This window comes from Saccharopolyspora sp. (assembly GCF_017434145.1).
GTDB lineage: Bacteria > Actinomycetota > Actinomycetes > Mycobacteriales > Pseudonocardiaceae > Saccharopolyspora_C > Saccharopolyspora_C galaxeae.
This window is the reverse complement of sequence record NZ_JAFRFW010000232.1, coordinates 1-7,744: the sequence shown is the minus strand read 5'-3', so window position 1 is coordinate 7,744 and position 7,744 is coordinate 1. Positions and strand designations below refer to the sequence as shown.

At 71.5% G+C, this 7,744-nt stretch carries 6 protein-coding genes; 3 read left to right on the top strand and 3 right to left on the bottom strand.

What is annotated here, in order from left to right; all coding sequences use genetic code 11:
- Window positions 1–177: 177 nt before the first annotated feature.
- Both IJH84_RS06605 and IJH84_RS06600 read left to right on the top strand, forming a co-directional pair.
- Window positions 178–558, top strand: coding sequence for a hypothetical protein (locus IJH84_RS06605; RefSeq protein WP_295141535.1), 381 nt, complete (start codon window positions 178–180; stop codon window positions 556–558).
- Window positions 559–607: 49 nt separating this feature from the next.
- Window positions 608–1,546, top strand: coding sequence for an ABC transporter substrate-binding protein (locus IJH84_RS06600; protein ID WP_295141532.1), 939 nt, complete (start codon window positions 608–610; stop codon window positions 1,544–1,546).
- A 246-nt stretch (window positions 1,547–1,792) separates the two neighbouring features.
- Here the strand turns inward: IJH84_RS06600 and IJH84_RS06595 are convergent, their stop codons facing one another.
- The 3 genes from IJH84_RS06595 to IJH84_RS06585 form a co-directional block, all read right to left on the bottom strand.
- Window positions 1,793–3,592 (bottom strand): IlvD/Edd family dehydratase, encoded by a 1,800-nt coding sequence (locus IJH84_RS06595; RefSeq protein ID WP_295141530.1) that lies wholly within the window; start codon window positions 3,590–3,592, stop codon window positions 1,793–1,795.
- A 223-nt stretch (window positions 3,593–3,815) separates the two neighbouring features.
- A complete protein-coding gene (locus IJH84_RS06590; protein WP_295141527.1) occupies window positions 3,816–5,537 on the bottom strand; it encodes a glycoside hydrolase family 3 protein in 1,722 nt (573 codons plus the stop codon).
- 37 nt (window positions 5,538–5,574) lie between these two features.
- Window positions 5,575–6,384, bottom strand: a complete 810-nt coding sequence (locus IJH84_RS06585; protein ID WP_295141524.1) for an SDR family oxidoreductase — start codon at window positions 6,382–6,384, stop codon at window positions 5,575–5,577.
- A 689-nt stretch (window positions 6,385–7,073) separates the two neighbouring features.
- Here IJH84_RS06585 and IJH84_RS06580 point away from each other — a divergent pair.
- A partial coding sequence (locus tag IJH84_RS06580) for a Clp protease N-terminal domain-containing protein (protein WP_295141521.1) occupies window positions 7,074–7,744 on the top strand: 671 nt, incomplete at its 3' end.

Genomic DNA, 7,744 nt, shown 5'->3' with positions numbered 1-7,744 from the left:
GGGCGTCGAGCGCGGTCGCCAGCAGCGGGCGCAGGTTCGCCGGCCCGCTGCCGCCGCCCGCGAGCTCGGTGCGGATCGTCACGTCGGGGTCTCCTCGTGCTCGGGTCGTGCGGCAACGCACCGCGCGCGGCGTCGCACCGGCGGCGGTGTGCTGTCTCGCTGTGTTGAGCCACGGCCGTGCGTCGTCGTCTGCGGCCGGACAGGAAAGGGCTGGTTAGGTTTGCCTACCCTGGTCGAGAACGCACGGTAATCATCGTCGCCGCGGTTTTCAACACCCCGGATTCCTCCGCGCCGCGCGTCGTGTCCGCGCTCAGCGCGATCACCTGGGGCGAACTCGCCGAACAAGATCGACAATTTTTCCCGCGGCGGACAAGCGGGCCGGGATTCGATTGCGCGGCGGACTCGGTTCGCCGGATGTGGAACGTTTTCGGATCGCGCGCGCTCGGCGGGAATCGCGTTCCATTTGATTCGTTCAACGAAGTTCCGCGTCTGCTCCCGGTGCGCTCGGCGATCCGTTGCTCCGATCGTGATTCGGCTCTCGATCACTATGCAAGATGAATGGTTAGGTTAGGCTCGCCGAGCTTGTTCGAGACTTAAAAGGAGCAGCATGTTCCGACCAAGACGCCTGCTGGCCGTGGCCACCGCCGCACTGACCCTGACCGCTGCCGCGGCATGCGGCGCGCAGCCCGCCGATCAGGCGGCTCCCCAGCCGGGAGACCGCGTGGTCGAGCACGCCATGGGGCAAACGACGATCAAGGGCGAACCGCGGCGGGTGGTGGTGCTGGACACGGGCGAACTCGACGCGTCCCTCGCGCTCGGCGTCCGGCCGGTCGGTGTCGTGCAGCCGGACGCGGGCGGCTCGGTACCGCCGTACCTGGCGCAGCAGGCGGGCAAACCGGAGATCGTGGGCACGATCGGCTCGCCGAACCTGGAGCGGATCGCCGCGCTCAAGCCGGACCTGATCCTGTCCAGCAAGGTCCGCGACGGCGAGCGCTACGACCAGCTCAGCGCCATCGCGCCGACCGTGTTCGCCGAGACCACCGGCAAGACCTGGCAGCAGAACTTCCTGCTGGACGCCGAAGCGCTGGGCAAACCGGCCGAAGCGCAGCGCATCCTCGGCGAGTACCGGCAGCGCGCGGCCGCGATCGGCGCGCAGGCAGGGGATCCGGGGCGCACCAGGGTCAGCATGCTGCGGTTCGTCCCCGGCGACATCCGGCTCTACGGCAAGGGCTCGTTCATCGGCAGCATCCTCGCCGACGCCGGGTTCGCCCGGCCGCAGAACCAGCAGGCGGACACGACCTTCACCCGGGTCAGCCGGGAGCAGGTCGGTCAGGCCGACGGCGACCTGTTGTTCTACGCGGCCTACGGCGACAACGCCCGCGGCCAGATGAACGACGTCATCGGCTCGGCGCAGTGGCCTGCGCTGGGTGCGGTGCGTGCGGGCAACGCGGTCGAGGTTCCGGACGGCACCTGGTTCCTCGGGCTCGGGCCGATCGCGGCCAACCTCGTGCTCGACGACCTGCAACGGCAGGTCGCACGACGCTGACCTGCAACGGCAGGTCGCACGGCGCTGACCTCCGCGATTTCGTCGGGCGGATTCGCGAGCCCGTTCCGGCCGCCTTCCGGCACTGGTCGAACTCCGCCATTTCCTGCGGCGTCCGCGAAGACGTCGCAGGAGTGGCGGCGCTCGCGCATGGGGACTGGCAAACTACCGCGGACGGCGGAAAAGGCTGTTTTCTCCCGGCGATCCAACTGCGCCGGGTGAATCTGTCCGAGCCGCTGTTTCAACCGTTTAGTGGTTGTAACGCGGGAGGTTCTCCCGCCGTCCGACTTCGCGGTAGGGCAGCGCGCTGGTGTGCACACCGCCGTCGTCCAGCTGCGAAACGGATTCGCGGTAGATCTGCTGCCACGGCGTCTGGTGCGGTCGCACCGGGTAACCACCGGCGTCGGCGAGTTCTCGTTCACGCTGCGTGATCTCGTCCTCGCCGATCAGCACGTCGACCCGCCCGGCGTTCAGGTCGACCCGGACGGCATCGCCGGTGCGCAGGATCGCCAGCCGTCCACCGGCCGCGGCCTCCGGCGCCGCGTTGAGGATTGACGGCGATCCGGAGGTGCCGGACTGCCTGCCGTCGCCCATGCACGGGAGTTCCTCGACGCCCGCGCCGAGCAGCGCGGCAGGTGGCTGCATGTTGACGACCTCCGCCGATCCGGGGTGCCCGAGCGGGCCGGACCCGCGCATCACCAGGATGCAATCCGCGTCGATCCGCAAGCCGGGATCTTCGATGCGCTCGTGGTAGTCCTCCGGCCCGTCGAAGACGATCGCGCGCGCGGTGAAGGCGTTCGGCGACTCGGGGTCGGACAGGTAGCGGGCGCGGAACTCCGCGGAGATCACGCTGGTCTTCATGATCGCCGAGTCGAACAGGTTGCCGCGCAGCACCCGGAAACCCGCGCCCGGCGAGCCCGCCACCGCAGCGAACGGGTGGATCACGTCGGGGTCCGCGGTGCCGCTGCGGGGAAGGTTCTCGGCGATGGTGGAGCCGTTGACCGTCACCGCGTCCGTGCGCAGCAGGCCGCCGTCGGCGAGTTCGGCCAGCACCGCGGGCACGCCTCCGGCGCGGTGGAAGTCCTCGCCGAGGTAGGTGCCGCCCGGCTGCATGTTCAGCAGCAGCGGGACCTCCTGCCCGATCCGCTCCCAGTCGTCGAGCGTGAGTCCGACCCCTGCGTGCTGGGCGATCGCGTTGAGGTGGATCGGCGCGTTCGACGACCCGCCCAGCGCGGAGTTGACCACGATCGCGTTGTGGAAGGCGTCCCTGGTCAGCACCTGCGACGGCTTGCGATCGGCGCGGACCAGCTCGACGGCCTGCAGCCCCGTCCGGTAGGCCATCTCGGCGCGTTCCCGGTGCGGCGCGGGGATCGCGGCGTTGCCGGGCAGGCTCATGCCGAGCGCCTCGGCCAGCGCGTTCATCGTCGAAGCCGTGCCCATGGTGTTGCAGTGCCCGGCCGAGGGAGTGCCGGCCGACACGAGGTTCCAGTAGCCGTCCTCGTCGATCTCGCCGGCGGCGAACTTCTTGCGCGCGGCCCACAGCACGGTGCCGGAACCGCAGCGGCCGCCGTCCACCCAGCCGTTGAGCATCGGACCGCCGGAGAGCACGATCGCGGGCAGGTCGGCGGTCGCGGCCGCCATCAGCGCCGCCGGTGTCGTCTTGTCGCAGCCGGTGGTGAGCACCACTCCGTCGAGCGGGTAGCCGTGCAGCACCTCGACCAGCCCCAGGTAGGCCAGGTTGCGGTCCAGCGCCGCGGTCGGGCGCCGCGCCGTCTCCTGGATCGGGTGCACCGGGAACTCCATCGCGACACCGCCCGCTTCCCGGATGCCCTCCCGCAGCCGCTGCGCCAGCTCCAGGTGGTGGCGGTTGCAGGGGGACAGGTCGGAACCGGTCTGCGCGATCCCGATCACCGGCTTGCCCGCCTGCAGCTCGGCCCGCGACAGGCCGTAGTTGAGGAACCGTTCGAGCATCAGCACGCTCGTGCCCGGATCGCCCGGGATGTCGAACCAGTCCTGCGAGCGCAGCCGGCGGCCGTCGTTGCCCGTCATGTTCCTCCTCGCTGCCGCGCCCGGTGCCGGACGCGGACTGCGGTGTCCTTGGCCGATCAAGTATGCGCATCGGCGGTGGCGAACAACAGGCTCCGCCGGGGTCGTCCGGAGCCGCGCGACGCGGCTTCGACCCCTTCACCTGGACCTATCGCGCATCGGCTGGCAGCAGCGGCTGACCGAACGGCACTGATCGAGCGGCGCGCGGGCGTGTCGGCGCGGCCGATCAGCCGTAGCGCAGGCCGTGCCCGAACCGGTACGCGGGTTCGGCGGTGTCGAACGCGACGTCGGGCCTGCTCGCCTCGACCGCCTCGGCCGACGAAGGGATGTCGAAGGGCAGTCGGCCGCGCGGTTCGGCCTCCCCGAACAGCACCCGCGCGACCGCTTCGTCGCAGGCACCGAACTCCACCACCAGCGCGGACACGGCCTCGGCGAGGGGGCCGAGCAGCGCGGGCCGGTCGAGGTGCACGACGGTCGCGGTCGGCACCGCGGCGGCGATCCGGCCGATGCGGTCGAGCTCTTCGGCGGACCACGCGAGGGAACCGGCGCGGAAGAAGCTCTCCAGGTCACCCGGCGTGCCGCGCTGCTCCCACGGCGCGGTCAGCCGCAAGATCGCGACGTCGGCCTCCTCCGGCCTTCCGACCGCCTGGGCGCGGCCGCGCAGCGCGGCCGGATCGACGTTCTCGGCGTAGACCTTGATCCCGGAACGCAGCGGTAGACCGGCGGCCGAGCCTGCGGTGTTCTGCACCAACGCGTGCGCGGCCGCCTGCGCGTCCAGCCCCTGCTCGCGGGCGTCGGCGGCACCGACGACCGCCGCGGCGCGTCCGGCGTCGACGAACGGGTCGTCGAACAAGCCGAGGCGGAACTTCTCGCGCAGCACCCGGCGCGCCGAGGAGTCCAAGCGACGCTCGCTGACCGCGCCGGACTCGACCAGGGAGATCAGTACGTCCGTGCTCGACTCCCCGCCGAACTGGTCGATCCCGGCCTCCAGGGCCTTGCGCATCCGCTCGGCGTGCGAGAGGTGCTCGACGCCCCAGCACATGTCGCTGAGGATTCCCCAGTCGGAACACACGATTCCGTCGAAGCCGAGATCCTCGCGCAGCAGACCGGTCAGCACCTGCCTGCTGAAACCGAACCCGACTTCCTCGAGCTCGGTGCCGACCGGCATCCCGTAGTACGGCATGACCTGCGCGGCACCCGCGTCGATGACCGCGCGGAACGGCTCCAGGTGCTGATCGAAGCACCCGCCCGGATAGACCTGCTCACGGCCGTAGGGGAAGTGCGGATCCTCGCCGTCCCGCTGCGGTCCGCCGCCGGGGAAGTGCTTGACCATGGCCGACACACCGGCGCCGGCCGGCCCTTGCAGACCCCGCACGTAGGCGGCGCCCAAGCGGGCGACCGTGTCGGCGTCCTCGCCGAAGGTGCCGTTCTGGCGCGCCCACCGCGGTTCGGTGGCGAGGTCGAGCTGCGGGTGCAGCGCGGTGCGGATGCCGACCGCCAGGTATTCCCGGCGGGTGACCTCCGCGAAGCGCTCGACGAGCTCGGCGGACCCGAGCGCGGCGAACCCCAGCGGCTCCGGCCACTGCGAGAACGGGCCCGCCAGGAACGCCGCGGCCGGGTTGTCGGTGAACGAGTGCCGCGGGTCGCTGGAGATCGTCACCGGGATGCCGAGCGGGTGCTCGCGGGCGGCGCGCTGCAAGGCGTTGTGCCACTCGGCCGTCTCGCGCGCCGAGGACACCTCGAGCACGTTCATCTGCGTGATGCGCCGCTGCAGCAGGGTGCGCACGGAAGGCGTGCCGAACGTTCCGGGCCGGTCGAAGTCGCCCACGTCGGCCATGGGCTGGAACAGCAGCCCGGCCTTGTCCGCCAGGTCCATCCGGGACAGCAGATCGGCCACCCGCTGATCCACGTCGAGCGCGGCGTCCTGGTAGGGGTGCTGAGGCGTCATGCGCGCAACCTCTCGGTCGGTGCCGGACTGAGCTGCGTCAGCTGAACGCGGCGACGGCGCCGCCGTCTACCAGCAGGTCGGTTCCGGAGATGAAGCTCGCCGCGGGGCCGAGCAGGAACGCCGCCGCCTCGGCGATCTCCGTGGCGGTTCCGGGACGGCCCGCGTTCGACGCGGCGATCATGGCGCGCATGTCCGGGCCGCTTCGCCCGGCCAGCTCGGCCCGTCCCATCGGGGTCTCGATGATGCCGGGGCTGATCGAGTTGATCCGGGCTCCGTTCGCGCCCCACGTGCGGCTGGCGGCCTGCACGCGCAGCAGGTTGGCCCGCTTGGCGAAGGAATAGGCGTGCCCGGGGTCGGCGAAGCCCGCGGGGTCGGTGACCGGCAGCGACAGCAACTCGGCTGCGGGTGCGGTGGCCAGCTGCCCGGCGAGCTCGGGCGCGAACCCGGGATGGCCGTGCGCGGCCATGCTGGCGATCACCACGCCCGCACCACCGGGCGCGATGACCTCGGCGAACTCCTCGATCACGAGCGCGACGCCGAGCAGGTCCACGGTCAGCACCGCGGACACATCGGCCTGCACCGGCGAGAGCCCGGCGGTGTACACCACGGAGCCGACCTCGCCGAGCGAATCCGCCTGCCTGGCGAGCGCGGTGACCGATTCCGGCGAGCCGACGTCGACGTGCGCGGTGGTCGTGGTGCATCCCGCGCCGTCCAGTTCGGTCGCCGCCGAGTGCAGGGTTTGCCGGTCGTGGTCGGCGATCAGCAGGTGTGCTGCGGGGCCCAAGCGCCGGGCGATGGCCGATCCAATCCCGCCGCTACCGATGATCACCGCGACCTGCTGCGCCATGCGCTCCACCTTCGCCGGATCGGGCCGGGTGCGGGCCGGTTCACCGGCTGGTCCTGCATCCGGGCAATTTCCAACGAGTGCAGGACTATCACAGGGCGGTCCGGCGGCCGGAACATCGGCGCTGCGAGCGCGATGGCCGGACGGCCCTGCCGTGCCACATACCACTCGTGGCGGGCAGGAACCCAGCCTCGCTGGGAGGACTGTCACTCTCGCAGGCAGCGACGTCGGCGCGGGAATGCGCGGGGAGTCCGGGTGCGTTGTCCGCGCGGTGGGCGCCGTTCCCCAGCTGGCCGTGCGCCGAACCACCAAGTGCTCCGGCGCTTCCGTTCCGGTCATTGAGACACCACGGCCCCGAGGTTCCGGAGCCCTGGCCTCCGGGCGCGCGGACCCGATGACCCGGCCTGACCTGCCGCTCTGCGGCGGTGCGGCCGCTGCCGGAGCGGCAGGCGAGCCGCGAGCGGCCGCCCGGGGCCTGTTCGCCAGGGACGAACACGCCCCCGTAGATCGCTTCATCTGGAATGGTCGGACGGGCCCGTCCGTTAACCAGGGGAGTCGACGACAAGAAAGCCCGACCGCACCAGCGGTCCCGAGTTAGACCAGCAAGACCGGCCGCGCGAGCGGCCACCAGTTGCACTGGCCGGCCAGCGGCCGGAGTCACGTCGACCGCCACGGCGGTCAGGGGAGTGCGAATGTTCGAGAGGTTCACCGACCGCGCTAGGCGGGTGGTCGTCCTGGCCCAGGAAGAGGCCCGGGAGCTCGGCCACAGCTACATCGGCACCGAGCACGTCCTGCTGGGCTTGATCCAGGAGGGCGGGGGTGTCGCCGCCAAGGCGCTCGAGTCGTCGGGGCTGGACCGCGCAGATGTGCGCCGGGACGTCGAGGAGACGATCGGCCGGGGCGAGCGCTCACCGGCCGAGAACCTGCCGTTCACCCCCGGTGCCAAGAAGGTGCTGGAGCTGTCGCTGCGCGAGGCGCTGCAACTCGGCCACGAGCACATCGGCACCGAGCACATCCTGCTCGGCCTGCTCCGCGAGGGCGAGGGCATCGCGGCCCAGGTCCTGATCAAGCTCGGCGCCGACCTCGACCGGCTGCGCGAGGAGGTGCTGCAGCTGCTGTCGGATTCGACCGGCGGTGGCGCGGAGCCCTCCGGCGCCGGCGCGCGGGGCGGCGGCCAGCCGTCCTCCGCCACGACGCTCGACCAGTTCGGCTCGAATCTGACCAAGCGCGCCACCGACAACGACCTGGACCCGGTGATCGGCCGGGAGCAGGAGACCGAGCGCATCATGCAGGTGCTCGCCCGGCGCACCAAGAACAACCCGGTGCTGCTCGGCGAGGCCGGTGTCGGCAAGACCGCCGTCGC